This is a genomic window from Pseudomonas sp. UTLPPB19802 (assembly GCF_059730225.1).
This window is the reverse complement of sequence record NZ_AP048545.1, coordinates 3,149,751-3,175,000: the sequence shown is the minus strand read 5'-3', so window position 1 is coordinate 3,175,000 and position 25,250 is coordinate 3,149,751. Positions and strand designations below refer to the sequence as shown.

Here is a 25,250-nt window from a genome sequence, read left to right as displayed (position 1 = left end):
GCAGCAATCCCGCAGCCTGGCCACGACGCTCTTCCCCGTCGCCCTGCTGATCATCGCCATGGCTTCCATTCAATCCGGCGCCTCCCTTGCCAAAAGCATGTTCCCGGTCGTCGGCGCCCAAGGCACCACTACCCTGCGCCTGATCTTCGCCAGCGTGATCATGTTGCTGATCCTGCGCCCATGGCGCGCGACACTCACCGCCAAATCCCTCATGACCGTCGCGATCTACGGAGTCGCCCTGGGCGGCATGAACCTGCTCTTCTATATGGCATTGCGAAGCGTACCCCTGGGTATCGCGGTCGCCCTTGAGTTCACCGGACCACTGGCCGTGGCGCTCTATGCATCACGTCGCGCCATCGATTTCCTCTGGATTGGCCTGGCCGTCGCCGGCCTGCTGCTATTGATTCCGACCTCAGGCACCGGCACCAGCATCGATCTGGTCGGCGCCCTTTATGCACTGGGCGCAGGAGCCTGCTGGGCACTCTATATCCTGTTCGGCCAGAAGGCGGGCGCTGACAACGGCGTCCAGACCGCCGCCCTCGGCGTGATGATCGCCGCCCTGGTAGTCGCCCCCGTCGGCATTGCCCACGCTGGCACGGCCCTGCTCAGCCCGGCACTGATTCCCGTCGCGATAGGCGTGGCCATACTCTCAACCGCCCTGCCCTACAGCCTCGAGATGGTGGCGTTGACCCGCATCCCCGCGCGGACCTTCGGCACCCTGATGAGTATCGAACCGGCCTTCGGCGCGCTTTCCGGCCTGCTGTTCCTGGGCGAATACCTGTCCCTGGCACAGTGGCTGGCAATCGGCTGTATCATCTGCGCATCCATCGGTGCCACGCTGACCATGCGTAGCGAACCCAAGCCGGTAATTGCGACTGATTGATACAACAGGTGACGTTACTCTGGCATTTGTCACGCAAATAAGACATGTTTACGTCTAACTCAATGCCAGCCTTGATAAATTTGGATGGGGCGCTCAAGGAAGAAACCGGTGGGCACGAAAGAAGCCAAACTCGGGCTGTTTGATCCGAGGGCTGGAGATAAGGACAGTAATGAAGCGTTTTTTGATTGTCTTGGCAGTACTCGCCGTCGCTGGTTGCTCCGCAACCTCCAAACCGATCAAGCACGGCAAGCGGGGTCTGCACATCAACTGCTCGGGACTGACGTCGTCCTGGGAAAAATGCTACACCAAGGCCGCCAACTCCTGCAGCGAGAAGGGCTACAAGATCCTCGCCAAGTCCGGTGATGCCGTCGAGGATCCGGGCGACTATCCGTTTGGCCTGAACCCGGCCGGCTATACCAGTCGCAGTATGATCATCATCTGCAAGTAAGCTGCAGCCGTCATGACTCAGGCGGCTGCCCGATCTGGCGGCTGATCTCGTCGCGACTGGACTTCAACACCTGCCGCTGAAGTTCCGGTGTCGATAGCATGCGCGCCACCACCAGTGCGCCCACACACTGGGACAGTATCGACCAAGCCTGGCTGTCGCTGCCCAGCGCCTGCGCCCAACGCTGCTGCAAGCGACACATCCAGTCCTCGGCCTGCTCGCGCACCGCCCTATCGGCCCGGGCGATCTCCGCCCCCAACGCCGGCAACGCACAGCCACTCTCCGTATGCTCGACGTGGCTCATGCTCAGGTACAGCTTCAGGCAACGCTCGAGCTGCGCCATATCCGGCTGCCCCTCCCCGCCCAAGCGCGCCAGGCTCTGGCTCAGCTCCCGCTCGACAATAGCCCCGAACAGTTCATCCTTCGACGAGAAATGCCCATAGAAGGCCCCGCCGCTGAGACCGATGGCCTTCATCAAGCCATCCACCCCAATGGTGGCAAAGCCTGATTGTTTTGCCGAAGACGCGCTGCTTTCCAGCAGACGCTCGCGGGTTTCCTGCTTGTGGCTGAGTGAATAACGCACGTTGCTGTTCCTGTTCCCGACCTTGACGCTTACCGAATCGTAGCATAACGTTCGTTTAGCTAACGATCGTTTACTAAAAGAGCGAAACGGACCATGACTGCTGCAAACAACCACAACAAAGTTGTACTGGTCGTCGGAGCCGGTGACGCCACCGGTGGCGCCATTGCCAAACGTTTTGCCGCCGAAGGGTTCACCGCCTGCGTTACGCGGCGCAGCGCCGACAAACTTCAACCGCTGGTGGAGGCGATCCGACAGGAAGGTGGCCAGGCCCACGGTTTCGCCTGCGATGCCCGCCAGGAAGAAGAGGTGGTCGCCCTGATCGAGCAGATCGAAAGCCAGATAGGCCCGATCGAAGCCTTCGTTTTCAATATCGGCGCCAACGTGCCGTGCAGCATCCTCGATGAAACTGCGCGCAAGTACTTCAAGATCTGGGAGATGGCCTGCTTCTCCGGTTTCCTCAATGCCCGCGAAGTCGCCCGGCGCATGGTGACTCGCAAACGCGGCACTATCCTGTTCACCGGCGCCACTGCCGGCCTGCGTGGGGCTGCCGGATTCGCCGCGTTCGCCGGCGCCAAGCACGGAATCCGCGCCTTGGCACAAAGCATGGCGCGGGAATTGGGACCGCTGAACATCCATGTCGCCCATGTGGTAATCGACGGCGCCATCGACACCGACTTCATCCGCACCAGCTTCCCGGAGAAATATGCCCTCAAGGATCAGGGCGGCATTCTCGATCCGGCCCATATCGCCGAGAACTACTGGTACCTGCACAGCCAGCCACGGGACGCCTGGACCTTCGAGCTCGACCTGCGGCCCTGGAACGAACGCTGGTAGGCTCATGCCACGACAACAACAAGGATGCTTCATCCATGAAAAGAAACGTCGAGTTCTACTTTGACCTGGGCAGTCCGGCCTCCTACCTGGCCTATACCCAATTACCCGGAATCTGTGCACAGGCCGATGCCCAACTGATTTACCAGCCAATGCTGCTGGGCGGCGTGTTCAAAGCCACGGGTAACGCTTCTCCCGCCGAGATTCCGGCCAAGGGGCGCTACATGATCCAGGACCTGACCCGTTACGCCGAACGCTATGGCGTGCCCTTTCGCTTCAACCCGTACTTCCCGATCAATACCCTGCTGTTGATGCGAGCGACCACAGGCATCCAGTTGCGCCAGCCGGAGCGGTTCGTCGACTTCGTCGATGCGTCATATCGCGCGTTATGGGTCGAGGGACGCAACCTGAATGATTCCGCCACAGTCGTGCAGGTGCTGGTGGAAAACGGGTTCGACCCGCAGCAGGTCATGGCATTGACCCTGGACGAGGAAGTGAAGAACGCATTGAAGGAAAAGACCGAGCAAGCTCTACAGCGCGGGGTGTTTGGAGCGCCGAGCATGTTTGTCGGCGATCGGTTGTTTTTCGGTCAGGATCGCCTTGAGTTCGTACGCGAGGCATTGGCCTGACTGGCAGGAGCATCAGTCGCAGAGATGCAGATCGTTTTCGCCAGCAAGCCGGCTCCCGCGACAAACCGTGTCGTACACACAGTTTGCGTACGACACCGCCTTGCAGGAGCCGGGCTTGCCGGGGCGCCGAACCGCCGCGAACAGGCCCGAAAGCCTTGCATCAAAATCAGATCGCCGCAGTACGGACGTTCAACCACTCCAACGCCGCGCCACTTAACAACGGGCTCAAGCGCTCACGCACCTCGGCGTGGTAGGCGTTGAACCAGTCGCGCTCCTCCTGGGTCAGCAATTGCGGCTCCAGGCAGCGGGTATCGATCGGGCAGAGCGTCAGGGTTTCAAAACGCAGGAACTCGCCAAACTCGCTCTCCCCCGCCTCGCGATTCATCGCCAGGTTCTCGATACGCACGCCCCAACGGCCCGGACGATAGGTACCCGGCTCGATCGAGGTGATCATGCCCGGCTGCATCGCCGTCTGCGGCGCCGCCACCGCCTGATAGGCAATCACCTGCGGGCCTTCGTGAACGTTGAGGAAGTAACCGACGCCATGGCCAGTGCCATGCCCGTAGTTGACGTTATCCGCCCAGATCGGTGCCCGCGCGATGGCATCGAGCAACGGCGAAAGAATGCCACGGGGGAAACGCGCCCTGGACAGGGCAATCACACCCTTGAGTACCCGCGTACAGTCAGCCTTCTGCTCGGCGCTCGGTGTCCCCACCGGGACCATCCGGGTGATATCGGTAGTACCGCCCAGGTATTGGCCGCCGGAATCGATCAGCAGCAGGCCGTCACCCTCGATCACCGCATGCTCTTCTTCGGTGGCGTGATAGTGCGGCATCGCGCCGTTGGCATTGAACGCGGCGATGGTATTGAAGCTCAGGGACACATAGTCGGGACGGCGAGCCCGGGCGGCGGTGAGTTTCTGGTCGATGGTCAACTCGGTGACCCGCTCGCGACCCAACGCCGTTTCCAGCCAGGCGAAGAATTCGCACAACGCCGCGCCGTCCTGTTCCATGGCCTGGCGAATGTGTACCGCGTCATCCAGGCTCTTGCGCGACTTGGCCAGGGTGGTCGGGTTCAACCCTTCCAGCAGCCTGACCTCGGCACCCAGGTTGCCCAGCAGGCCACTGGTGACACGGGCCGGATCGACCAGCAGGCTGGAACCGGCCGGTACCGCCGCCAGGGCCGCGGCAATTTCGGCGTAGTCACGCAGGATCACGCCGTCACGCTTGAGGACCTGCACCAGCTCGGCGCTGAACTTGTCGAGGGCCACGAACAGCGTCGCCTGCTGCTGGTTGACCAGGGCGAAGGAGACGAACACCGGGTTGAACGACACATCGGCGCCACGCAGGTTGAACAGCCAGGCAATGTCGTCCAGTGTCGCGATGAAATGCCAGTCGGCGCCACGACGCTTCAGTTCGTCACGCAGTTGCGCCAGCTTCTCGCCACGACTGACAGTCGCTTGTGGCGGCAAGTGCTCGTAGACAGGCTGGTTCGGCAGTACCGGGCGGTCTTCCCAAACCTGTTGCAGCAAATCGATATCGGTACGCAGTTTCGCACCACGGGCTTGCAGCTGGTCGCCCAGGGTCCGCGCCGAAGCCAGCGCCATTACCGCACCGTCCACCGCCACCACACCACCGGCTGGTGTCTGCTCGGCCAGCCACTCCAGCGGTCCGGGCTGGCCTGGCTGCAGCTTGACCAGCTCGATGCCGCTGCCGGCCAGTTCCTTGGTCGCCTGCTCCCAATACCGGCTGTCAGCCCAGACCCCGGCAAACTCGGCCGTGACAATCAGGGTACCGACCGAACCATGGAAGCCCGACAGCCACTGCCGCCCCTGCCAGTAGGCTGGCAGGTATTCCGACAGGTGCGGGTCGGCCGACGGCACCAGCAAGGCGTGGATGCCCTCGCGCTTCATCAGCTCGCGGGTGCGCGCCAGGCGCTGGGGTACGGTTCCCTGACTCGAGGTCTGCGTGCTCATCATGTCTCCTGCTACTCACGGGTTTAATTGTTATTCGGCGCTGATGATGGATCAGCTGTCACGACGGGGCAACTGCCCAGAAAGGCACTGGAGCACTGGCGCAGGCCTTGATCGCCGCAGCTGCGCGGTCGACGTCCTGCTCGGTGGTGAAGCGGCCCAGGCTCAGGCGGATGGTCCGGCCTGCGGAACCGACATCATGCCCCAGCGCCAGCAGCACATGGGACGGCGCGTTGCTTGCCGAGTTGCACGCCGAAGTGGCCGAATAGGCCAGCGACTGGCTGAGTTGTGCGCCATTGAACTGGCCTTCGGCGAAAGTCAGGCTCAGGGTGTGGGGAATGCGCTCGGTCGGGCTGCCGTTCAGGCGCAGGCCGGGGATGTCCGCCAACTGCTCCAGCAGACGTTGGCGCAAGGCACGAATCTGCGCCTCTTCCTGCTCGAACGCCTCCGTCGCCAGGGCAAAGGCGCTGCCCATGCCGGCGATCTGGTGGGTTGCCAGGGTTCCCGAGCGCAAGCCGCCCTCATGCCCACCGCCATGGATCTGCGCACTCAGGCGCTTCAAGGCCCGGGGTCCGACATACAGCGCACCGATGCCCTTGGGCCCGTACAGCTTGTGCGCCGAGAACGACATCAGGTCCACCGGCAATACGTTCAGGTCGATGGCCACCTTGCCAGCGCCCTGGGCGGCGTCCACATGGAATAGCGCGCCATGATCGCGCACCCGCTGGCCAATGGCGCGAATGTCATTCAGCGTGCCCAACTCATTGTTCACCAGCATCAGCGAAACCAGGAACGTGTCCTCGCGCAAGGCCTCGTCGACCATCTGCGCGGTAATCAGCCCCTCGGCATCGGGCAGCAGCCAAGTCACCTCGACCCCGCTTTCCTCCAGTTGCCGGGCGGTATCGAGGACAGCCTTGTGTTCGATCTGGCTGGTGATCACATGCCCGCGCGCACCACGGGCCTGCGCTACCCCCTTGAGGGCCAGGTTGTTCGACTCGGTGGCCCCGGAAGTCCAGACGATCTGCTCGGCGCTTGCGCCCACCAGGGTCGCCACCTGTTGCCGGGCCTGCTCGACCGTCTGCCGGGCGCGCTGGCCAAAGGCGTGGGAGCTGGAAGCCGGGTTGCCGAAGTTGCCGGAAAAACCCAGGCACTCGACCATGACCTGGATGACCCGCTCGTCCACCGGAGTCGTGGCGGCGTAGTCGAAATACAGAGGAAGTTGATTCATGGCAAAAGACTCATAAAGCGTGTCCCGCGGATCGGTCTCTCACTGTGTTCAAGCGAAAGTTGAACAGGCAGCTGTACCCGATGGAAAACGATCAAGGAAAGATGACTTTCATGCAAAGTGCGTAGGAACGCTCCTGGAATCCAGCTTACAGCGCGAAGGAAGGCGTTGCGAGCGCCAGCCGCGCCCGCCCATCAACATCCGCCTCCTACTTCAGCGTGACAACTGCTGCACACTCTCGTGCACCAGCGGGTACAACGAAATCACCAACAGCAGCGCCATGGCGAAATTGAACAGGCGCAGCCAGCGCGGGTCGCGCAGTACATTGCGCAACAGGCTGCCGCAAGCGGCCCAGAGACTGACAGTGGGGGCATTGATCAAGGCAAAGACGGCAGCAATCACCAGCACATTGCTGAAATAGCCCTGCAGCGGCGTGTAGGTACTGATCGCGCCGACCGCCATCACCCAGGCCTTGGGATTGACCCACTGGAATGCCGCGGCATTCCAGAAACCGAAAGGTGTGCCTTGCCCTTGTTCCGTTTCAGAGATCGGCCCCGAACCGGCGATCTTCCAGGCGAGATACAACAGGTAGGCAGCACCGATGTAGCGCAAGGCCGTATAGAGCAGCGGATAGGCTTCGAACACCGCCCCAAGACCGAGCCCCACGGCCAGCACCAGGACAAAGAAGCCGCTGGAGATCCCCAGGATATGGGGAACCGAACGGTTGAAACCGAAGTTCACCCCGGAAGCCAGCAACATGGTGTTGTTGGGGCCCGGCGTTACGGAAGTCACCAGGGCGAACAGGGCAAAGCCCAGTAGAAGGTCAAGCGAGAGGGTCATGGCAGGCATCCGGAGAGCGAATCAGTCAGGCACTCACCCTATCCCATGACCCAGAAGAAACTCAGGCACAGCTGTTGAAAACTTGGACCCGTACAGTCTCCACATTCAGCCTTTATTGGTCAGCCTGTTACCACCGCGATCGGCACTGATTTCGGCCTGATCATCGAAACCGTAGACCTGTTGTGGCTGGCCCATCAGTTCGGCCTTCTTGAGCTGGTATTCATCGAAGGACAAGCCCCGGCGACTCAGCGCCTCAAGCGCCAACTCCCTGGTTTCCTCGGCGGTATAGGGCCGCAGTTCAGGGGACGGGTGACTGGCACAGCCAACCAGGACAGAAAGCAGCAAAAGCAACAGAACCGCAGGTGTATGTTTCATGAGGTGACTCCCGAATGCCTGGTTTGATTGGATGAACACAGGCTACCGCCCCCCCCCCGGTGAGCAGAAATCACCTCTCTCGATAGTCGCTATCGACCACTTGGCATCCCTGCCGCTTGAGCACTTCATATTCCTTATTGAACTATAAATATGGAAATACGTTCATTTACGGAATATCACAAACCCCGTACAACTGCTCCCATCGCTTGATCGCTGTTGTCCAGGCAACTGTTCGCCAGCCAACACCCGATCAACAAAACAGCCCGCCAGCCAGCACCCGGTTTTTCGCCACACAGGCCAGAAGCCCGTGGATACAGGGCCTGGACGCCTGGTACAGGTCTTGCTCAAGCAGCAAGACCAGAGCCCGGTCGCCGACCTGCTCGCCAAGCAACTGTTTGAAAAGGAACTGACCATGTCCCGCACACTGAAAGTCGTTGCCCTGTCCGGCGGCCCCTACCGCCCCTCCCGCACCCTGGTACTGACCCAGGCACTGCTGGCGGAACTGGAACAGGAGCTGCACATCGACAGCCGCCTGATCGAGCTGACCGACATCGCCCGCCCGCTCGGCGCGGCACTGTCGCGCGCCGAACTGAGCGCCGAGGTCGAGGCAGAACTGCAGGCCATCGAAAGCGCCGACCTGCTGATCGTCGCCTCGCCGGTCTATCGCGGCTCCTACCCCGGACTGCTCAAGCACCTGTTCGACCTGGTCGACCTCAACGCCCTGATCGACACCCCGGTGCTGCTGGCCGCCACCGGTGGCAGCGAGCGCCACGCCCTGGTCCTCGACCACCAGTTGCGCCCGCTGTTCAGCTTCTTCCAGGCCCTGACCCTGCCGATCGGCGTCTACGCCACCGAAACCGACTTCACCCAGTACCAGATAACCAGCGAGCCCCTGAAGGCCCGCATCCGCCTTGCCGCAGAACGCGCCGCCCCCCTGTTCGGCGCCTATTCCAAGCAACTGCTGAAAACCGCTTAAGGACTTGCCATGGATGTCTTCTGGTTTCTCCCCACTCACGGCGACGGTCATTACCTGGGTACCACCCAGGGGGCCCGCCCGGTCACCCTCAACTACCTGAAACAGGTGGCCCAGGCCGCCGACAGCCTCGGCTACCACGGCGTGCTGATTCCTACCGGCCGTTCCTGCGAAGACTCCTGGGTCATCGCCTCGGCGCTGGTGCCGCTGACCGAACGCCTGCGTTACCTGGTGGCGATCCGCCCCGGCATCATTTCGCCGACCGTTTCGGCGCGCATGGCCGCTACACTCGATCGGCTCTCCAATGGCCGCCTGCTGATAAACGTGGTGACCGGCGGTGACCCCGATGAAAACCGCGGCGACGGCAGTTTCCTCAGCCACAGCGAACGCTACGAAGTCACTGATGAGTTCCTCAGGATCTGGCGTCGGGTATTGCAGGGCGAAGCCGTCGACTTCGAAGGCAAGCACCTGAAGGTACATAATGCCAAGGCGCTCTATCCACCGGTGCAGAAGCCCTATCCACCGCTGTATTTCGGCGGCTCCTCGGACGCGGCCCACGACCTCGCCGCCGACCAGGTCGACGTCTACCTGACCTGGGGCGAGCCACCCGCCGCCGTCGCCGCCAAGCTGGCGGACATTCGCGAGCGCGCCGCGCGCAAGGGCCGTACCGTGCGTTTCGGCATCCGCCTGCACGTGATCGTCCGGGAAACCGCCGAAGAGGCCTGGAAAGCCGCGGACCGGCTGATCGAACACATCAGCGACGAGACCATCGCCGCAGCGCAGCAATCCTTTTCGCGCTTCGACTCCGAAGGCCAGCGGCGCATGGCCGCCCTGCACGGCGGGCGACGCGACAACCTGGAGATCGCGCCGAACCTGTGGGCCGGCGTCGGCCTGGTTCGTGGTGGTGCCGGCACCGCGCTGGTGGGCGATCCGCAACAGGTGGCCGAACGCATCAAGGAATACGCCGACCTGGGGATCGAGAGCTTCATCTTCTCCGGCTACCCGCACCTGGAGGAAGCCTATCGCTTTGCCGAACTGGTGTTCCCACTGCTGCCCGAACCCTACGCCAGCCTGGCCGGCCGCGGCGTGACCAACCTGACCGGGCCCTTTGGCGAAATGATTGCCAACGATGTGTTGCCGGCCAAGACCGCGGGCAACTGACCTGACCTATCCCGATGTGGCGAGCGGGCTTGCCTGCGCGGGGTCGCGAAGCGGCCCCAAAACCGACAACTCGAACACACCGCAGTGATCGGTTTTGCGGCTGATCCGCAGCCGAGCGCGGGCAAGCCCGCTCGCCACAGGGAAGGGTTAACAGGATGACGTATAGATAGAGGACCACCGCGTGACGGCTCAACCGCACAATTTTCTTCCCGATCCCCTGCAGACCGCCCGCCTGCTGGCCGCCGAGTTTGCCGAAACCGCCGTCGAGCGCGACGAGCGCGGCGGCACGCCGAAAGCCCAGCGCGACGCCCTGCGCCACAGCGGCCTGCTGGCCCTGAGCATTCCCACCCAGTACGGCGGGCTCGGTGCCAGCTGGAGCGAAACCCTCAACGTGGTGCGCGAGTTCGCCAAGGTCGACAGCTCCATCGCCCATGTCTTCGGTTTTCATCACCTGATGCTGGCGACCGTGCGCCTGTTCTCGCGCCCCGCACAATGGCAGCCGTGGTTCGAACAGACCGCGCGCAAGAACTGGTTCTGGGGCAACGCTCTCAACCCGCTGGACACCCGCACCGTGGTGCGCAAGCTCGGCGGCTGGCGCGAATTCTCCGGCAAGAAAAGCTTCTGCTCCGGCGCCAGCGACTCGGAAATGCTGATCGCCTCGGCCGTCGATGAAAGCGCCGGCGGCAAGCTGCTGATTGCAGCGATTCCCAGTGGCCGTTCCGGCATCACCCTGCACAACGACTGGCACAACATGGGCCAGCGCCAGACCGACAGCGGCAGCGCCAGCTTCGAGCGCGTACGGGTCGAGGAGTCGGAACTGCTGCTCGAACCCGGCCCGCTGAGCACGCCCTTCGCCTGCCTGCGCCCGCTGATCGCGCAACTGACCTTCACCCACATGTTCCTCGGCATCGCCGAAGGCGCCTTCGAGGAAGCCCGGCAATACACCCTCACCGAGACCCGTCCGTGGTTCAAGTCGGGGACCGAGGACATCCGCAAGGACCCCTACATCCTCAGCCACTACGGTGATTTCTGGGTGGCCCTCGAAGGCGTACGGCTGCTGGTCGAACGTGCCGCCCAAGGGCTGGACCGCGCCTGGGCCAAGGGCTCGGACCTCAGCGCCGAGGAGCGCGGCGTACTGGCGACCGCCATCGCCACCGCCAAGGTTGCCGCCAGCCGCCACGGCCTGGAGCTGTGCAGCAAGCTGTTCGAAGTCACCGGCGCGCGTTCGACCCATGCCTCCCTGCGGCTCGACCGTCACTGGCGAAACCTGCGCACCCAGACATTGCACGATCCGCTGGACTACAAGCTCCAGGAGCTCGGTGACTGGGCCCTGAACCAGACACATCCCATTCCCACCTTCTACTCGTAGAGACGCCCATGCAGCTGCTAACCCTACCGCCCTCGCCGGCCCTGGCGACCTCGATCCGCGCCACGGCCCAGGTCTTCGAAGACCCCAAGTCCCAGGCCCTGCTCGCCCACTTGCAGCAGGTCGCACCCAGCGAAGCCAGCGTGCTGATCATCGGCGAGACCGGCACCGGCAAGGAGTTGGTGGCCCGGCATATTCATAACCTCAGCGCCCGCCGCAACCGGCCGTTCATCGCGGTCAACTGCGGGGCGTTTTCCGAATCTCTGGTCGAGGCCGAACTGTTCGGCCATGAGAAAGGCGCCTTTACCGGCGCCCTCAGCGCCAAGGCCGGCTGGTTCGAGGAAGCCGACGGCGGCACGCTGTTCCTCGACGAGATCGGCGACCTGCCGATGCCGATCCAGGTCAAGCTGCTGCGGGTGCTGCAGGAGCGCGAAGTGGTGCGCCTGGGCTCGCGCAAGAGCATCCCGATCAACGTGCGGGTACTGGCGGCAACCAACGTCCAGCTGGAAAAGGCGATCAATGCCGGGCATTTCCGCGAGGACCTCTACTACCGCCTCGACGTCGTCAACCTGGAACTCAGCCCGCTGCGCGAACGTCCCGGCGATATCCTGCCGCTGACCCGGCACTTCATCGATGCCTATTGCCAGCGCCTGGGCTATGGCGACATCCAGATCAGCCCGTCGGCCGAGCAGAAGCTCAAGAGCTACGCCTGGCCGGGCAACATCCGCGAGCTGGAAAACGTCATCCACCATACCCTGCTGATCTGCCGCAACGGGGTGATCGAGCGCGACGACCTGCGCCTGTCGAACATGCGCATCGAGCGCCAGGACGACAGCACCACGGCCACCGACGACTCGGCCGAGGCCCTGCTCGACCGCGCCTTCCAGAAACTCTTCGAGGAACAGGCCGGCGCCCTTCACGAAAAGGTCGAGGACGCGCTGCTGCGCGCCGCCTACCGTTTCAGCCACTACAACCAGGTGCACACCGCCAACCTGCTGGGCCTGAGCCGCAACGTGACGCGCACCCGGCTGATCAAGATCGGCGAGCTGGCGGTGAACAAGCGCCGCCCCGGCGAGAATGTCCAGGGCGATCGCATGCTGCAGCTATCAATCTGACTGGCCGGTCTGGCGGGCCGATTCAGCCAGCCGATTTAGCCAACCAGGGCACAGTGCAGCGCGTTATCGTGGCTGCGCTCGATACTGCGCAGCACCTGGAACGAGCCGAAGGTCACCGCCTTGGCCTGGTGCGAGCGAATCAGCAGCCAGAAATCCTCCTCGCCGCTCTCGAAACGGGCGAACGCCGCCTCGCCGGCCTGCTTCGAGCGCCATTGCAGGAGGTTCAGCACCCGCCGGCCATCGTCGCTGGCCTGCACGTTGCCGCTGATGAAGCCGGCAAAACCCTGGGCCAGGTGCTCGGTCTGACGCGCCAGGGCATTGACCAGGGCGTCCTGCTGATGGGGCTCGATCTCGAACTGGATCAGTTGAGTGAAACTGCGGTTTTGTGCTGTCGATGACATGGAAGGCTCCCCCAGGAAGTCACACGGGATCTTGAGATCCGAGGTGATGCAGGGTAAAACCTCAAGTTAACTAGAGGTCAAGAGATTTTTCCCATGGCATTGCCCAAGGCCCTGCCCACCGACAAGGCACTCACCGTCGGCCAGGTCGCTGCACGCAGCGGCGTGTCGGTGACGGCCCTGCATTTCTACGAATCCAAGGGACTGATCCAGAGCAGCCGCAATGCCGGCAACCAGCGCCGCTATGGCCGTGACGTGCTGCGGCGGGTGTCGCTGATCAAGGTGGCGCAAAGCCTCGGGATCCCGCTGGCGGAGATTCACCAGGCGCTGCAGGCGTTGCCAGAAGGCCGGACACCGACAGCCGCGGACTGGACGCGGATGTCGGAACGCTGGAAGAATGAACTGGACCAGCGCATCGCCCGCCTGACCCGACTGCGGGACAAGCTCAACGGCTGCATCGGCTGCGGCTGCCTGTCGATGGAAGGCTGCCCGCTGCGCAACCAGGGCGATGTACTTGGCGACCAGGGTCCGGGGCCCCACCTGCTGGAGCCGGAAAGCTGATCACCCCTTTAGGAGCGTCGTTCCGGGGTTAAAAACCCGGCGCGATCTGTCCCTTGTAGCGGGTCAGGATGAACTGCCGCACTTCGTCGGAGTTCAGTGCCTTGGCCAGCTTCTGGATGCCCGGGTCGTTGATGTTGTCCGGCCGCGCCACCAGGAACTCGACGTACAGGTCCTTGCCCTTCTCGACGATCAGCGCACTGTTGGTGTCGATCCCCGCTTCCAGCGCATAGTTGGCGAACACGAACGCCAGGTCCACCTGGCTCACCGAGCGCGCGAGCATTGCTCCCTCCAGCTCACGAATCTTCAGGTGTTTCGGGTTCTCGGCAATGTCGCGCGGGGTCGACTGGGTATTGCTCGGGTCCTTGAGCTTGATCAACCCGGCCTCGTCCAGCAGCACCAGGGCCCGGCCGGTGTTCACCGGGTCATTGGGGATCGACACCGAAGCGCCGTCCTTGAGCTCGGAGAGGCTCTTGATCCTGGCCGAGTAGGCGCCGAACGGCTCGATGTGCACGCCAACCACCGGCACCAGGTTGGTGTGGCGGGTCTTGTTATAGTCATCGAGGAACGGCCGGTACTGGTAGTAGTTGGCGTCCAGGTTCTTCAGCGCCAGTTGCTGGTTGGGCTGGATGAAGTCGTTGAACACCTTGATATCCAGGTCGACGCCTTCCTTGGCCAGGGTCGGTTTGACGAACTCGAGGATCTCCGCGTGGGGCACCGGCGTAGCGCCGACGGTCAGCTTTTCATTGGCGTGGGCCGCCAGGGACATCAGGGCGGCCAGTACAGCCAGGGTCTTTTTCATGCAAGGCTCCAGAGAGGCAGAAAGGGCCGGCGTTGGGTGGTCGTTGGGCCAAGGTTGTTTTAAGTTCGGTTCGGCACATCAACGTCGGCTGTAGCGGGCCACCAGGCGATCGCCGGTCATCTGCAACCCCTGCACCAGGAGCAGCAGCAGGATCACCGTGACCACCATCACATCGGTCTGGAAACGCTGGTAGCCGTAGCGGATCGCCAGGTCGCCCAACCCGCCACCGCCGATCACCCCGGCCATGGCCGTGTAGTCCACCAGCACGATGGCGGTCACGGTCACCGCTGCCAGCAGCCCGCCACGGGCCTCCGGCAACAGCGTGTGGCGGATCGTCTGCCAGGTGCTGGCGCCCATTGCCTGGGTCGCCTCCACCACGCCGCGATCCACTTCGCGCAGGGCGGTCTCCACCAGCCGGGCGAAGAAAGGCGTACAGCCCACCACCAGCGGCGGGATGGTTCCCGGCACCCCGAGGGAGGTGCCCACCAGCAGCGTGGTCAAGGGAATCAGCACGATAAGCAGGATGATGAACGGCAGCGAGCGCAGCACGTTCACCAGCACCGACAGCACCCGATACAGCCCTGGGGTTTCATGCAACTGGCGCTTGCCGGTGAGAAACAGCAGCACGCCCAGTGGCAGACCCAGAAGGACGATGAACGCCAGCGCCGTTCCGAGCATGCTCAAGGTGTCGAGGCAGGCCTGGGCGATGTCCGCCCAGAAGATGTTCTTCAGCAGGTCAGCCATGGTGTCAGGACCAGTCGTGACGCGGCGGCTTGACGCCGTTGAGCAGCCAGTTGCCGACCACGTGGTACTTCCAGCGCACCGGGTCGTGCAGGGTGTGTACCCGGGCGTTGCGCCAGTGACGGTCGAAATTGTGTTTTTTCAGGGTCGAACGGGTGCCGCCCAGCTCGAACAGTTTGTTGCTGGCCTCGATGGCGACCTCGGTGGTCAGCACCTTGGCCTTGGCCACCGCCAGCGAGGCGCGGGCGACGTTGTCTTCATCGGGCGCGGGGCGGGCGGCGTCCAACGCCTTGCCGGCCCGTTCGAGCAGCGCGTCAGCGGCTTCGAGGCGGATCTCCAGGGCACCGACCTGGATGATGGTCAGCGGGTCCTCGCTGGCCTTGTCGACCCCGGCATCGATCCATGGGCGGGCCTGCTCGCGGACGAAGGTCACGGTGTCGCGCAAGGCGGCACGGGCGATGCCGGCGTCGATGGCGGCGGTGGTCAACTGAGCGAACGGATCGGCCAGGGTCGGGTTTTCGTAGGAGCGGTAGGTGGGAAACAGGTTGAATGCCGGAACCTTGAGATCCTGGGCCAACACGGTGCCACTGGAGGTGGTGCGCTGGCCGATGCTGTCCCAGTCATCGACGATCACCAGACCCGGCGTACCGCGCTCGACGAACGCCAACTGGCCCTTGCCCTCCTCGTCCAGGGCCAGCACCGCCAGCCAGTGGGCATACAGCGAACCGGTGCAATAGCCCTTGCGCCCGTTGATCACATGGCCATCGCCGTGGCGGCGGATCGTGGCCTGGATATCCTGGACATGCTTGCCGCCGGTTTCCGACAGCGCATTGGCAAAACGATGTCCCTGCAACGCCAGGGCGAAGAAATGCGCCTGCTGCTCGGGCGTGCCCTGCAGCCGGATGTCTTCCAGCAGACAATAGTGATTCTGAGGAATCTGCCCCAGGGACGGGTCAGCCGCCGAGATGATCGCGATCACCTCGGCCAGCACCGCATAGGACACCTGCGCGCCGCCGAACTCACGCGGCACGGTGATGCCCCACAGGCCGCTGTTGGAAAACAGGTCGACCACCTCGGCCGGCACCTGGCGCGTGTGATCGCGCTCCGAGTCCTGCTCCAGCAAGCGGGCAGCGACACGCTGGGCGACGGCCAGGGCTTCGGCCTCGTCGCGGATCAGGTGGGCATCGGGGCGATGGATCGGGTAAACGGCGGATTCAGGCAGGGACGACATGGAGCGCTCTCGGGCGAAGGGTATTGCCGGGGGTATTGCAGCTTCTGTGCCGAACCTGTTTTTTCTTTTGATTCATGAGGTTGGGATCAATCAATGGCTTCGACGAAGGTGTTCGGACAGCACAGAATGTGCATTCACTGTTGCTGGAAGAACACCTTCTCTCACAGACACCCTCGCCCTGTAGGAGCGCGGCTTGCCCGCGAAGAACGATGACGCGCAGTAACTGTTACACCGCATCGTTCCCTTCGCGGGCGAGCCGCGCTCCTACAGGGCCAGGCAGTCTCCGTCAGGCCGGCTCGGCTACCGGCCGCGCCGCCTTCTGCGCCTCCAGCTCACGCACCAGCGGCAATACCCGCTTGCCGAAGTACTCGACCTCTTCCTGGAAGTGCAGGAACCCCGCCAACACCAGATCGACGCCCACCGCCTTCAACGCGACGATTCGCTCGGCGATCTGCTGTGGCGTGCCGATCAGGTTGGTCTTGAAGCCGTCGTTGTACTGCACCAGGTCTTCGAAGCTGGACTTGGCCCAGTTGCCCTCGCCTTCCGGCGACGACTTGCCCGCCTGCTTCGCCGCATCGCCAAACGCGCCGACCGCCTCGGGGTCGGCCTTGTCGATGATTTCCGCCAGCACTGCGCGGGCCTCTTCCTCGGTGTCGCGGGCGATGACGAAGGCATTCACCCCGACTTTCACCGAATGACCGTTGGCCGCAGCCTTGGCACGGATGTCGTCGACCTGGGCCTTGATACCTTCCGGGGTGTTGCCGTTGGTGAAGTACCAGTCCGACACCCGCGCCGCCATGTCCCGCGCGGCCCGCGAGCTGCCGCCCTGGAAAATTTCCGGATGCGGCTGGCTCAGCGGCTTGGGCTTGAGGCTGTAGTCGTTGAAGCGGTAGAAATCGCCCTTGAGGGTGAACGCGTCCTCGGTCCAGATGCCCTTCAGTGCACGAATGAATTCTTCGGAACGGCGGTAACGTTCGTCATGCTCCAGCCAGTGCTCGCCAATGGCGTGGAACTCGCCGCGGAACCAGCCGCTGACGATGTTCACGGCGATCCGTCCGCCGGTCAGTTGGTCGATGGTCGCCAGTTGCTTGGCCGCCAGCGCCGGCTGCCAGGGACCGGGCAGGATCGCCGCGATCACCTTCAGCTTGCTGGTGGCGGCCAGCAGTGCATGGCTGAAGGCGACCGACTCGTGCTGGTACTCGGCGCCGTAGCCAGCGGTGAAGCGGATCTGGGTCAGGCCGTACTCGAAGCCGGCCTCCTCCGCCAGTTGCGCCAGCTTGCGGTTGTAGTCGATGTCCCAGCGGGTACGCTGCTCGATCTTGCTGACCACCAGGCCACCACTGACATTGGGTACCCAGTAGGCGAATTTCACGGCTTGCTGACTCATGGTGTCGTACCTCGGTCCAGGGGAATGTGAGCTCACTGGAGCAGCAAGCGTGCCAGAGCCGAAACGTCCCAGCACGACACCATCTGGATGGCCCCATCCAAAATGCTCAACACCCCCTGTGGGAGTTGAACCAACCCTGTTCGCGGATGAATCCAGCTCCTACACGGGAAAAGCCTGGCGGCGCCAATGGGAGTCTGTAGCCGTACAGGACGATTTGTTGAAGATCTGTTGCCCAGACAACAGTTGCCGCCCCGCCCGACGAGACAAAGCCCTGATAACAGGGGGCCGGCGCCAACGGCATGGACCCTGCAACCGCTCCCGGCAACCACAGTTTTCTCTGCCTGTCCCAAGGAGCTGTCCCATGACCGAACACCAGGTAATCAATCCGCTGTCCCTCGGCGTCGACTACGAGTCACTGGCCGCGCGCTTGCGGCCGGTCTTCGCGCGCATCGCCGCCGGGGCCGTGCAACGGGAACTGGCTCGCGAGCTGCCCCACGAACCGATCCAGTGGCTCAAGCAGGCCGGCTTCGGCGCGGTACGGGTGCCGGTGGAATACGGCGGCGGCGGCGCGTCCCTGCCGCAACTGTTCCAGTTGCTGATCGAGCTGGCCGAAGCCGATTCCAATGTGCCGCAGGCCCTGCGCGGCCATTTCGCCTTTGCCGAGGATCGTCTCAACGCCGCGCCCGGCCCCAACCGCGACCTGTGGTTCAAGCGTTTCGTCGACGGCGATATCGTCGGCTGCGCCTGGACCGAGATCGGCAACGTGGCCATCGGCGACGTGGTGACCCAGGTCTCGCCGGACGGCGAACAGTGGCGCCTCAACGGCGAGAAGTTCTACAGCACCGGCAGCATCTTCGCCGACTGGGTCGACGTCTACGCCCGCCGCAGTGATACCGGTGGCGACGTGATCGCTGCCGTGCGCGCCCGCCAGCCGGGTGTCGAGCACAGCGACGACTGGGACGGTTTCGGCCAGCGCACCACCGGCAGCGGCACCTCGCGGTTCGTCGATGCCGTGGTGGAAAGCGGCCATGTCATCGACTTCGCCACCCGCTTCAAGTACCAGACGGCGTTCTACCAACTGGTACTGCTGGCAACCCTGGCCGGGATCGGCCGTGCCGCACTCAGGGACGTCGCGCAACAGGTTCGCGAACGCAAGCGTATCTATAGCCATGGCAACGCCCAGCGGGTCAGCGAGGATGCCCAGGTACAACAGGTGGTCGGTGAAGTCGCCGCCCGGGTGTATGCCGCCGAGGCTGCCGCAGTGCGTGCCGCGCAACCGGCACAGCGGGCCTACCTGGCGCGCTTCGGGGGCGATGACAAGGAGGAGCGCCAGGCCAATGTCGATGCCGAGATCGAGTCGGCCACGGCGCAGGTGGTGGTCTCGGAGCTGATCCAGCGCGCCACCACCGAACTGTTCAATGCCCTCGGGGCCTCCGATGTCCGCCAGGGCAAGGCGCTGGACCGTCATTGGCGCAACGCGCGGACGGTGTCGTCGCACAACCCGGTGATCTACAAGGCACGGATCATCGGCGACTGGGCGATCAACGGCAGCGAGCCGCCATTCGTCTGGCAGATCGGCAACGGACCGGCCAACGGCTGACGATATCCAGGAGGCCGGCCACCACGAGATTCGCGATGAAATCCGCAAGCCGGTAAGATGGCAGCCTTCCAGCGCCCATGGCGCCACCCTGCCAACCTAAGCCGACTCCATGCCTTTCGATCTCAGCGTAGACCTGACCACCCTCGCCATTCTTGCTGTCGTAGCCTTCATCGCCGGCTTCATCGATGCCATCGCCGGCGGCGGTGGCCTGTTGACCACTCCGGCCTTGCTGACCGTCGGCCTGCCACCGCACCTGGTGCTGGGCACCAACAAGCTCAGTTCGACCTTCGGCTCGGCCACTGCCAGCTTCACCTTCTACCGGCGCAAGCTGTTCCACCCGCGCCAATGGAAACTGGCGATCCTGGGCACCCTGGCCGGCGCACTGATCGGCGCGGTGACCGCGCACTACATGCCGGCCGAATGGCTGAACAAGATGCTGCCGGTGATCGTCTTCGCCTGCGGCCTGTACCTGCTGTTCGGCGGCACACCCAAGGCGCCGCTGGACAGCGACGCACCGATCCGCAAGAAGTGGCAGTTCCCCCAGGGCTTCAGCCTGGGCTTCTACGACGGTGTGGCCGGGCCTGGCACCGGGGCCTTCTGGACCGTCAGCAGCCTGCTGCTCTACCCCCTCGACCTGGTCAAGGCCAGCGGCGTGGCGCGCAGCATGAACTTTGTCAGCAACATCGCCGCGCTGTCGGTATTCGTGTTTTCCGGCCAGGTCGACTGGATCATCGGCCTGTGCATGGGGGTTTCGGTGATGCTCGGGGCGTTCTTCGGCGCCCGCACCGCCATCAGCGGCGGCGCGAAGTTCATCCGCCCGGTATTCATCACCGTGGTCCTCGGACTGACCGTGCGCCTAGCCTGGCAGCACTGGTTCAGCGTGGCCTAGACGACGGGCCACATAGAGGTCGATCAGGTAGCGGGCGATCGACTTCGCCGCCGGCAGCGGCGGTAGCTCGCGGATGTTGAACCACTGCGCATCCTCGATCTCGTCGACCTGGGGCACGATCTCGCCCCCGGCGTATTCGGCATGGAACCCCAGCATCATCGAATGCGGGAACGGCCAGCACTGGCTGCCGACGTACTGGATGTTGCTGACCTCGACCTGCACCTCCTCGCGCACTTCCCGCACCAGGCAATCCTCGGCCGACTCGCCCGGCTCGGCGAAACCGGCCAGGGTGCTGTAGACACCCGGCACGAAACGCGGAGAGCGGGCCAGCAGCACTTCATCACCACGGGTCACCAGCACGATCATGCTCGGCGAGATCCGCGGGTAGGCGCGCAGGTCGCATGGCTGGCAATACATCGCCCGCTCAAGCGGTACCTGGCGGGTCGGCTGGCCGCAACTGCCGCAGAAACGGTGCTCGCGAGCCCAGGTGCCGATCTGCGCGGCATAGCCGAGCATGCGGTAGGTGGTGAAGTCGCCTTCAAGCATGAACCGCCGCAGCCCCTGCCAGCGGCAACCCGGTACCTCGGCCGTCGACTTCAGCTCCAGCAGGTACACCGGCTCGCCCTCGTGATGGCCGATGCCGTGCTCGCAGAGCACTGGCAGGTCCTGGCGCTTGAGCCACTCACGGGGGAACAGCACGCCGTTGTCATCCAGCAGGAACCCCTCGGGACTGCGGGCCACGGCCCAGCCACCGGGTTGTTCGGTATCCAGTACTGCGGTTGTCCAGCCTTGAGTCATTGCGGTTCCTTAGGGACCGGGGAACCTTCCTCAGTCCAGAAATTCGGGTTTCTGCTTGCTCATGTGCGCCGCGATGGCCACACGCAGGTCGTTCGATTGCAACATGGCGGCGTTCCAGGTGGCAACGTATTCCAGGCCGTCGTCGATCCGGTGGTCGCGCATGTAGCTGAGCATTTCCTTGGTGCCGGTCACGGCGATCGGCGATTTGCTGGCAATTTCCCGCGCCAGGCCCATCACGCCGTCGAGCAGTGTCGCCTGGTCAGGATAGACACGGTTGACCAGGCCGATGCGCTGCGCCTCCTCTGCACCGAACTGCCGCCCGGTGTAGGCCAGCTCACGCAGCATGCCGTCTCCGATGATACGCGGCAAACGTTGCAAAGTGCCGACATCGGCGGCCATGCCGATATCCACTTCCTTGATCGAAAAGTGCGCGTCTTCGGCGCAGTAGCGCATGTCACAGGCGGCGATCAGGTCGATGGCACCGCCCAGGCAGTAGCCCTGGATCGCCGCCAGGACCGGCTTGCGACAGTTGTCGACGGCATTGAAGGACGCCTGCAACTGGAGAATCTTGCGCCGTAGCAGACGGGCATTGCGCCTGACATCCTTGCCCAGTTCGTTGCCGACCGAGGCCAGCAGCATCAGGTCGATGCCGGAGGAAAAGTGCTTGCCTGCCCCGCTCAGGACCACCACCCGGACCTCGTCGGTGTCGTCGGCCCACTGGAAGATCTCGGTGATCTCGCTCCAGAACGCGGCATTCATCGCGTTGATTTTTTCCGGGCGGTTGATCTGCACATGGGCGATGTTGTCGGCCAATTCGACGCGGAAGGCTTGGTATTCGGACATGACGGGCATCCTTGGCAGGGCAGTGGAAGATTGGGGAATATAGCAAGCAGGTCTGTCCGGCATAGGTAGCGGATATGCCAAAAGCCGGACTCTGGAGGGCTGGCCGCCTGCGGCGGTTCGCGGGCAAGCCCGGCTCCTACAAGTGATCGGGCCGTACAAAAGATTTGAGTTCGACGCCGGTCGCTGTAGGAGCCGGGCTTGCCCGCGAACCGCCAGAGGCGACCAGCCTCCACCAACCTACCGAGGCCCCAGGATCAATTGCTCGATGGCCTGCGCCGCCCCATCCTCGGTATTGCTGCCGGTCACCACATCCGCCTGCCGCTTGACCACCTCTTCAGCCTGGCCCATGGCTATCGCCAGTCCCGCCCGATGGAACATCGCCGGATCATTGCCGCCATCGCCGATCGCCGCGGTCTGCGCCAGCGGTACTCCAAGGAACCTGGCCAGCGTCACCAACGCCTCGCCCTTGTTGGCCTGCATCGCGGTGATATCCAGGTAGGCTGCCTGCGAACGACTGGCCAATGCCTGGTCCGCCACCAGCGGCTGCAACACCGCCTCGAGGTCGATCAGCAATTGCGCATTGCCGCTGGCGCCAACAATCTTGTCGATACGATCCAGGTAAGGTTCGAAACTCTCGACCACCTTCGGTGGATAACCCAGTGCATGCTCCTCCCGCGGCACCATCTTGCCGCGGGGATTGCGCAACAACCATTCGTTGTCGGCAAACACCCAGGTCTCCACTTCCTCATGCCGTGCAAGCAATTCCAGCGTGCAGATCGCCGCTTCCCGTGGCACGTAATGGGTGACCAGGTAACTGCCATCGGGACGCATCAGCGTACCGCCGTTGAACGCCGCCACCGGCAGTTCGACGCCCAGGGCCTCGATCAACTCGCGCATCGCCCGTGGCGGCCGGCCAGTGGCCAGGCTGAAGAACACTCCCGCCGCCTTCAGCGCCTGTACCGCCTCGACGGTACGCGGGCTGAGGCTGTGATCGGGAAGCAACAGGGTGCCGTCCATATCGCTGAGCAGCAGGCGGATGGGGTACTGCACCGAGCCGCTCATCCGATGCCATGCCAGGCACGCCCGTCGCGCGCCAACAGTTCATCGGCCGCCTCGGGACCGTTCTCGCCCGCCTTGTACAACTGCACCTGGTTGTCCTCGCGCCAGGCATCGAGGAACGGCTGCACTGCCCGCCAGCCGTTCTCGATGTTGTCGGCGCGCTGGAACAGCGTCTGGTCGCCGGTCAGGCAATCGTAGATCAGCGTCTCGTAGCCGGTGGACGGCTGCATCTCGAAGAAGTCCTTGTAGGCAAAGCCCAGCTCGATATTGGCCATGTCCAGCGCCGGCCCCGGCCGCTTGGCCAGCAGGTCGAACCACATGCCCTCGTTCGGCTGGATCTGGATCTTCAGGTAGGTCGGCTGCAACCGATCGACGTCAGTATCGCGGAACTGCGCATACGGCGCCGGCTTGAAGCAGATGGCGATTTCCGTGTCACGCACGCTCATGCGCTTGCCGGTGCGCAGGTAGAACGGCACGCCGACCCAGCGCCAGTTGTCGATCATCACCTTGAGGGCAACATAGGTTTCGGTGTTGCTGTCGGGCGCCACATTGCTTTCTTCGCGGTAGCCGGGCACGGCCTTGCCCGCCGATTCGCCTGCCGCGTATTGGCCACGGACCGAGTTGGCCCGGGCTTCCTCAAGACTCCACGGGCGAATCGCGCCAACCACCTTCGCTTTCTCGCCGCGCACCGCATCGGCGCCGAAGGCCGCTGGCGGTTCCATGGCAACCATCGCCAGCAACTGGAACAGGTGATTGGGCACCATGTCGCGCAAGGCCCCGGTGTGTTCGTAGAAACTGCCGCGGGTCTCCACGCCGACGGTTTCCGCCGCGGTGATCTGCACGTGGTCGATGTAGTGGTTATTCCAGAACGCCTCGAACAGGACGTTGGAAAACCGGCTGACCAGGATGTTCTGCACGGTTTCCTTGCCCAGGTAATGGTCGATCCGATAGATCTGCTTCTCGCTCATCACCTTGAGCAGGCAGGCGTTCAGCGCCTCGGCGGTGGCCAGGTCGGAGCCGAACGGCTTTTCGATCACCACCCGCCGGAACGCCTCGGGCGTTTCCTCGAGCAGCCCGGCCGCACCCAGGCGCCGCGCCACTTCACTGAAGAAGCGCGGCGCGGTGGCCAGGTAAAACACCGCATTGCCGGTGCCACTGGCGGCAATCTTCTCGGTCAACGCGGTGTAGGTCGAATCGTCGAGAAAATCGCCCTGTACATAGCTGATGTTCTTCGCCAGCTTGCTCCAGAGCGCGGCGTCCAGCGCCTGCTCCGGGGCCTGCCCGCTCTTGGCGGCGACCTCGGCGCGACTGAAGTCCTCCAGCTTCCTGGCGAACTCGGCGTCGGTGACGGCATTGTGATCGACGCCGACGATATGCAGGCCGTCGTCGAGCAAACCGTCGCGACTCAGGTTGTACAGCGCCGGCATCAGCAGGCGCTTGACCAGGTCACCGTGGGCACCGAACAGGAACAGCGTGGTCGGCGGGGCGGCCTCAACCTTGCTTTTCTTGCCGGTGGCATTCATTTTTTCGGTGTCTCCACGTGGCCGCCGAAGCCGAAGCGCATCGCCGACAGCAGTTTGTCACCGTAGGTGCTCTGCTGGCGCGAGCGGAAGCGGGCGAACAGCGAGCTGGACAACACCGGTACCGGCACCGCCTGCTCGATCGCCGCCTCGATGGTCCAGCGGCCTTCGCCACTGTCGGCCACGGCGCCGGAGTAGTTGTCCAGCTTGGGATCGGTGGCCAGGGCATCGGCGGTCAGGTCCAGCAGCCAGGAGGACACCACGCTGCCGCGGCGCCAGACTTCGGCGATGTCACCCAGGTCCAGGTCGAACCGTTGGTCGGCTGGCAGGCTCTCTGAGTTCTTGGTCTTGAGGATATCGAAGCCTTCGGCGAAGGCCTGCATCATGCCGTACTCGATGCCGTTATGGATCATCTTGACGAAGTGTCCGGAACCCGGTGGGCCGGCATGGATGTAGCCGCGCTCGGCACGGGCGTCGGTCGCCGGATTGCGATCCTTGGTCCGCGGAATATTGCCCAGGCCCGGCGCCAGCGCGTCGAACAGCGGATCGAGACGGCGTACCACCTCGGCATCACCGCCGATCATCATGCAGTAGCCGCGCTCCAGGCCCCAGACGCCGCCGGAGGTGCCGACGTCGATATAGTGCAGGCCCTTCTGCGCCAATTCCTGGCCGCGACGGATATCATCCTTGTAGTAGGTGTTGCCGCCGTCGATGATCACATCGCCCGGCTGCAGCAGCTTGCCCAGTTCGGTAATGGTGTCTTCGGTGGGCGCGCCCGCCGGCAACATGACCCAGACCGCTCGCGGCGCAGTCAGCCCGGCGACCAGCGCCGGCAGGTCGGCGACACCGGTGGAGCCTTCCTTGCTCAGGGTCGCGACGAAATCGGCGTTGCGGTCGTAAACCACGGTCTCATGGCCCTTGAGCATCAGTCGCCGTGCGATATTGCCGCCCATGCGGCCCAGTCCGATGATTCCAAGTTGCATGTAGCGTTACTCCAAAACGACGAGTTCGAAAAAACTCGAAAAA

The 25,250-nt window shown here is 63.7% G+C and carries 25 protein-coding genes and 1 pseudogene (1 of these 26 only partly in view); 11 read left to right on the top strand and 15 right to left on the bottom strand.

Annotation, left to right across the window (positions count from 1 at the left end; translation table 11 throughout):
- Positions 1-883, top strand: partial view of a threonine/homoserine exporter RhtA gene (gene rhtA / locus AC6I6U_RS14275; protein ID WP_497882560.1) — the 3' portion only. The gene continues 5 nt to the left of window position 1, outside the view; the window shows 883 of its 888 coding nt (coding positions 6-888); its start codon lies beyond the left edge, outside the window; its stop codon occupies positions 881-883.
- 169 nt (positions 884-1,052) lie between these two features.
- Entirely contained in the window at positions 1,053-1,331 is a 279-nt protein-coding gene (locus AC6I6U_RS14270; protein ID WP_497882559.1) for a hypothetical protein, read from the top strand.
- A gap of 409 nt (positions 1,332-1,740) precedes the next feature.
- On the opposite strand, the pseudogene AC6I6U_RS14265 reads toward AC6I6U_RS14270, so the two are convergent.
- Positions 1,741-1,911, bottom strand: a pseudogene (locus tag AC6I6U_RS14265) (TetR/AcrR family transcriptional regulator); the annotation flags it as partial.
- 93 nt (positions 1,912-2,004) lie between these two features.
- Between AC6I6U_RS14265 and AC6I6U_RS14260 the strand changes: the two are divergent.
- Together AC6I6U_RS14260 and AC6I6U_RS14255 are read left to right on the top strand one after the other, a co-directional pair.
- Entirely contained in the window at positions 2,005-2,745 is a 741-nt protein-coding gene (locus AC6I6U_RS14260) for an SDR family oxidoreductase (protein WP_497882558.1), read from the top strand.
- Positions 2,746-2,780: 35 nt separating this feature from the next.
- Positions 2,781-3,371, top strand: a complete 591-nt coding sequence (locus AC6I6U_RS14255; protein ID WP_497882557.1) for a 2-hydroxychromene-2-carboxylate isomerase — start codon at positions 2,781-2,783, stop codon at positions 3,369-3,371.
- Between the two features lie 166 nt (positions 3,372-3,537).
- Here the strand turns inward: AC6I6U_RS14255 and AC6I6U_RS14250 are convergent, their stop codons facing one another.
- From AC6I6U_RS14250 to AC6I6U_RS14235, 4 genes are all read right to left on the bottom strand, one after another.
- The gene (locus AC6I6U_RS14250) at positions 3,538-5,346 is read right to left on the bottom strand and encodes an aminopeptidase P family protein (protein WP_497882556.1); all 1,809 of its coding nucleotides are present in this window, start codon (positions 5,344-5,346) and stop codon (positions 3,538-3,540) included.
- Between the two features lie 58 nt (positions 5,347-5,404).
- Positions 5,405-6,571: a cysteine desulfurase family protein gene (locus tag AC6I6U_RS14245; protein WP_497882555.1), complete on the bottom strand. Its 1,167-nt coding sequence runs from the start codon at positions 6,569-6,571 to the stop codon at positions 5,405-5,407.
- Positions 6,572-6,781: 210 nt separating this feature from the next.
- Positions 6,782-7,408 carry a LysE family translocator gene (locus AC6I6U_RS14240; RefSeq protein ID WP_497882554.1) on the bottom strand — a complete coding sequence of 209 codons (627 nt, stop codon included), beginning with the start codon at positions 7,406-7,408 and terminating at the stop codon, positions 6,782-6,784.
- A gap of 105 nt (positions 7,409-7,513) precedes the next feature.
- A complete protein-coding gene (locus tag AC6I6U_RS14235; protein ID WP_497882553.1) occupies positions 7,514-7,783 on the bottom strand; it encodes a hypothetical protein in 270 nt (89 codons plus the stop codon).
- Positions 7,784-8,195: 412 nt separating this feature from the next.
- Between AC6I6U_RS14235 and msuE the strand changes: the two genes are divergently transcribed.
- The 4 genes from msuE (at position 8,196) to AC6I6U_RS14215 (ending at position 12,398) form a co-directional block, all read left to right on the top strand.
- Positions 8,196-8,759 carry an FMN reductase gene (gene msuE, locus AC6I6U_RS14230; RefSeq protein ID WP_497883029.1) on the top strand — a complete coding sequence of 188 codons (564 nt, stop codon included), beginning with the start codon at positions 8,196-8,198 and terminating at the stop codon, positions 8,757-8,759.
- Between the two features lie 9 nt (positions 8,760-8,768).
- On the top strand, positions 8,769-9,917 hold the full coding sequence (gene ssuD / locus AC6I6U_RS14225) for an FMNH2-dependent alkanesulfonate monooxygenase (RefSeq protein WP_497882552.1): 1,149 nt from the start codon (positions 8,769-8,771) through the stop codon (positions 9,915-9,917).
- Between the two features lie 181 nt (positions 9,918-10,098).
- On the top strand, positions 10,099-11,286 hold the full coding sequence (locus tag AC6I6U_RS14220; protein WP_497882551.1) for an acyl-CoA dehydrogenase family protein: 1,188 nt from the start codon (positions 10,099-10,101) through the stop codon (positions 11,284-11,286).
- Positions 11,287-11,294: 8 nt separating this feature from the next.
- Positions 11,295-12,398: a sigma-54 interaction domain-containing protein gene (locus AC6I6U_RS14215; protein ID WP_497882550.1), complete on the top strand. Its 1,104-nt coding sequence runs from the start codon at positions 11,295-11,297 to the stop codon at positions 12,396-12,398.
- 35 nt (positions 12,399-12,433) lie between these two features.
- Here AC6I6U_RS14215 and AC6I6U_RS14210 read toward each other — a convergent pair whose 3' ends face one another.
- Positions 12,434-12,799, bottom strand: coding sequence for an antibiotic biosynthesis monooxygenase (locus tag AC6I6U_RS14210; RefSeq protein ID WP_497882549.1), 366 nt, complete (start codon positions 12,797-12,799; stop codon positions 12,434-12,436).
- Positions 12,800-12,892: 93 nt separating this feature from the next.
- Here AC6I6U_RS14210 and soxR point away from each other — a divergent pair, with 93 nt between their 5' ends.
- Positions 12,893-13,357: a redox-sensitive transcriptional activator SoxR gene (gene soxR, locus AC6I6U_RS14205; RefSeq protein ID WP_497882548.1), complete on the top strand. Its 465-nt coding sequence runs from the start codon at positions 12,893-12,895 to the stop codon at positions 13,355-13,357.
- Between the two features lie 28 nt (positions 13,358-13,385).
- On the opposite strand, the gene AC6I6U_RS14200 is transcribed toward soxR, so the two are convergent.
- From AC6I6U_RS14200 to sfnG, 4 genes are all read right to left on the bottom strand, one after another.
- Positions 13,386-14,156, bottom strand: a complete 771-nt coding sequence (locus tag AC6I6U_RS14200) for a MetQ/NlpA family ABC transporter substrate-binding protein (protein WP_497882547.1) — start codon at positions 14,154-14,156, stop codon at positions 13,386-13,388.
- 78 nt (positions 14,157-14,234) lie between these two features.
- A complete protein-coding gene (locus tag AC6I6U_RS14195; RefSeq protein ID WP_497882546.1) occupies positions 14,235-14,900 on the bottom strand; it encodes a methionine ABC transporter permease in 666 nt (221 codons plus the stop codon).
- A gap of 4 nt (positions 14,901-14,904) precedes the next feature.
- Positions 14,905-16,128, bottom strand: a complete 1,224-nt coding sequence (locus AC6I6U_RS14190; protein ID WP_497882545.1) for an SfnB family sulfur acquisition oxidoreductase — start codon at positions 16,126-16,128, stop codon at positions 14,905-14,907.
- Between the two features lie 286 nt (positions 16,129-16,414).
- Positions 16,415-17,515 (bottom strand): dimethylsulfone monooxygenase SfnG, encoded by a 1,101-nt coding sequence (sfnG, locus tag AC6I6U_RS14185; RefSeq protein WP_497882544.1) that lies wholly within the window; start codon positions 17,513-17,515, stop codon positions 16,415-16,417.
- Positions 17,516-17,876: 361 nt separating this feature from the next.
- On the opposite strand from sfnG, the gene AC6I6U_RS14180 reads away from it, so the two are divergent.
- Positions 17,877-19,115: an acyl-CoA dehydrogenase family protein gene (locus tag AC6I6U_RS14180; RefSeq protein WP_497882543.1), complete on the top strand. Its 1,239-nt coding sequence runs from the start codon at positions 17,877-17,879 to the stop codon at positions 19,113-19,115.
- 109 nt (positions 19,116-19,224) lie between these two features.
- Positions 19,225-20,004, top strand: a complete 780-nt coding sequence (locus AC6I6U_RS14175; protein WP_497882542.1) for a TSUP family transporter — start codon at positions 19,225-19,227, stop codon at positions 20,002-20,004.
- Here the strand turns inward: AC6I6U_RS14175 and nudC are convergent.
- The 5 genes from nudC to gnd form a co-directional block, all read right to left on the bottom strand.
- Positions 19,972-20,802 (bottom strand): NAD(+) diphosphatase, encoded by an 831-nt coding sequence (gene nudC / locus AC6I6U_RS14170; RefSeq protein WP_497882541.1) that lies wholly within the window; start codon positions 20,800-20,802, stop codon positions 19,972-19,974. The two genes, AC6I6U_RS14175 and nudC, sit on opposite strands and share 33 nt — an antisense overlap.
- Positions 20,803-20,832: 30 nt before the next feature.
- Complete coding sequence (locus AC6I6U_RS14165) at positions 20,833-21,645, bottom strand: crotonase/enoyl-CoA hydratase family protein (RefSeq protein WP_497882540.1); 813 nt, start codon at positions 21,643-21,645, stop codon at positions 20,833-20,835.
- Positions 21,646-21,882: 237 nt separating this feature from the next.
- A complete protein-coding gene (locus tag AC6I6U_RS14160; RefSeq protein WP_497882539.1) occupies positions 21,883-22,707 on the bottom strand; it encodes an HAD family hydrolase in 825 nt (274 codons plus the stop codon).
- Positions 22,704-24,227, bottom strand: coding sequence for a glucose-6-phosphate dehydrogenase (gene zwf, locus AC6I6U_RS14155; RefSeq protein WP_497882538.1), 1,524 nt, complete (start codon positions 24,225-24,227; stop codon positions 22,704-22,706). The genes AC6I6U_RS14160 and zwf overlap by 4 nt, the downstream gene beginning before the upstream one ends.
- The gene (gnd, locus tag AC6I6U_RS14150) at positions 24,224-25,207 is read right to left on the bottom strand and encodes a phosphogluconate dehydrogenase (NAD(+)-dependent, decarboxylating) (RefSeq protein WP_497882537.1); all 984 of its coding nucleotides are present in this window, start codon (positions 25,205-25,207) and stop codon (positions 24,224-24,226) included. Before gnd ends, zwf begins: the two co-directional genes overlap by 4 nt.
- Positions 25,208-25,250 lie beyond the last annotated feature (43 nt).

What these genes read in the sequence shown, in the direction of transcription:
- AC6I6U_RS14160 (WP_497882539.1), bottom strand. Translation starts at nt 22,707, where the DNA reads ATGAGCGGCTCGGTGCAGTACCCCATCCGCCTGCTGCTCAGCGATATG.
- AC6I6U_RS14215 (WP_497882550.1), top strand. Translation starts at nt 11,295, where the DNA reads ATGCAGCTGCTAACCCTACCGCCCTCGCCGGCCCTGGCGACCTCGATC.
- AC6I6U_RS14180 (WP_497882543.1), top strand. Translation starts at nt 17,877, where the DNA reads ATGACCGAACACCAGGTAATCAATCCGCTGTCCCTCGGCGTCGACTAC.
- nudC (WP_497882541.1), bottom strand. Translation starts at nt 20,802, where the DNA reads ATGACTCAAGGCTGGACAACCGCAGTACTGGATACCGAACAACCCGGT.
- AC6I6U_RS14165 (WP_497882540.1), bottom strand. Translation starts at nt 21,645, where the DNA reads ATGTCCGAATACCAAGCCTTCCGCGTCGAATTGGCCGACAACATCGCC.
- AC6I6U_RS14270 (WP_497882559.1), top strand. Translation starts at nt 1,053, where the DNA reads ATGAAGCGTTTTTTGATTGTCTTGGCAGTACTCGCCGTCGCTGGTTGC.
- AC6I6U_RS14175 (WP_497882542.1), top strand. Translation starts at nt 19,225, where the DNA reads ATGCCTTTCGATCTCAGCGTAGACCTGACCACCCTCGCCATTCTTGCT.
- AC6I6U_RS14235 (WP_497882553.1), bottom strand. Translation starts at nt 7,783, where the DNA reads ATGAAACATACACCTGCGGTTCTGTTGCTTTTGCTGCTTTCTGTCCTG.
- soxR (WP_497882548.1), top strand. Translation starts at nt 12,893, where the DNA reads ATGGCATTGCCCAAGGCCCTGCCCACCGACAAGGCACTCACCGTCGGC.
- AC6I6U_RS14240 (WP_497882554.1), bottom strand. Translation starts at nt 7,408, where the DNA reads ATGACCCTCTCGCTTGACCTTCTACTGGGCTTTGCCCTGTTCGCCCTG.
- AC6I6U_RS14255 (WP_497882557.1), top strand. Translation starts at nt 2,781, where the DNA reads ATGAAAAGAAACGTCGAGTTCTACTTTGACCTGGGCAGTCCGGCCTCC.
- AC6I6U_RS14210 (WP_497882549.1), bottom strand. Translation starts at nt 12,799, where the DNA reads ATGTCATCGACAGCACAAAACCGCAGTTTCACTCAACTGATCCAGTTC.
- AC6I6U_RS14190 (WP_497882545.1), bottom strand. Translation starts at nt 16,128, where the DNA reads ATGTCGTCCCTGCCTGAATCCGCCGTTTACCCGATCCATCGCCCCGAT.
- gnd (WP_497882537.1), bottom strand. Translation starts at nt 25,207, where the DNA reads ATGCAACTTGGAATCATCGGACTGGGCCGCATGGGCGGCAATATCGCA.
- AC6I6U_RS14250 (WP_497882556.1), bottom strand. Translation starts at nt 5,346, where the DNA reads ATGAGCACGCAGACCTCGAGTCAGGGAACCGTACCCCAGCGCCTGGCG.
- AC6I6U_RS14200 (WP_497882547.1), bottom strand. Translation starts at nt 14,156, where the DNA reads ATGAAAAAGACCCTGGCTGTACTGGCCGCCCTGATGTCCCTGGCGGCC.
- zwf (WP_497882538.1), bottom strand. Translation starts at nt 24,227, where the DNA reads ATGAATGCCACCGGCAAGAAAAGCAAGGTTGAGGCCGCCCCGCCGACC.
- AC6I6U_RS14245 (WP_497882555.1), bottom strand. Translation starts at nt 6,571, where the DNA reads ATGAATCAACTTCCTCTGTATTTCGACTACGCCGCCACGACTCCGGTG.
- ssuD (WP_497882552.1), top strand. Translation starts at nt 8,769, where the DNA reads ATGGATGTCTTCTGGTTTCTCCCCACTCACGGCGACGGTCATTACCTG.
- msuE (WP_497883029.1), top strand. Translation starts at nt 8,196, where the DNA reads ATGTCCCGCACACTGAAAGTCGTTGCCCTGTCCGGCGGCCCCTACCGC.
- AC6I6U_RS14195 (WP_497882546.1), bottom strand. Translation starts at nt 14,900, where the DNA reads ATGGCTGACCTGCTGAAGAACATCTTCTGGGCGGACATCGCCCAGGCC.
- sfnG (WP_497882544.1), bottom strand. Translation starts at nt 17,515, where the DNA reads ATGAGTCAGCAAGCCGTGAAATTCGCCTACTGGGTACCCAATGTCAGT.
- AC6I6U_RS14260 (WP_497882558.1), top strand. Translation starts at nt 2,005, where the DNA reads ATGACTGCTGCAAACAACCACAACAAAGTTGTACTGGTCGTCGGAGCC.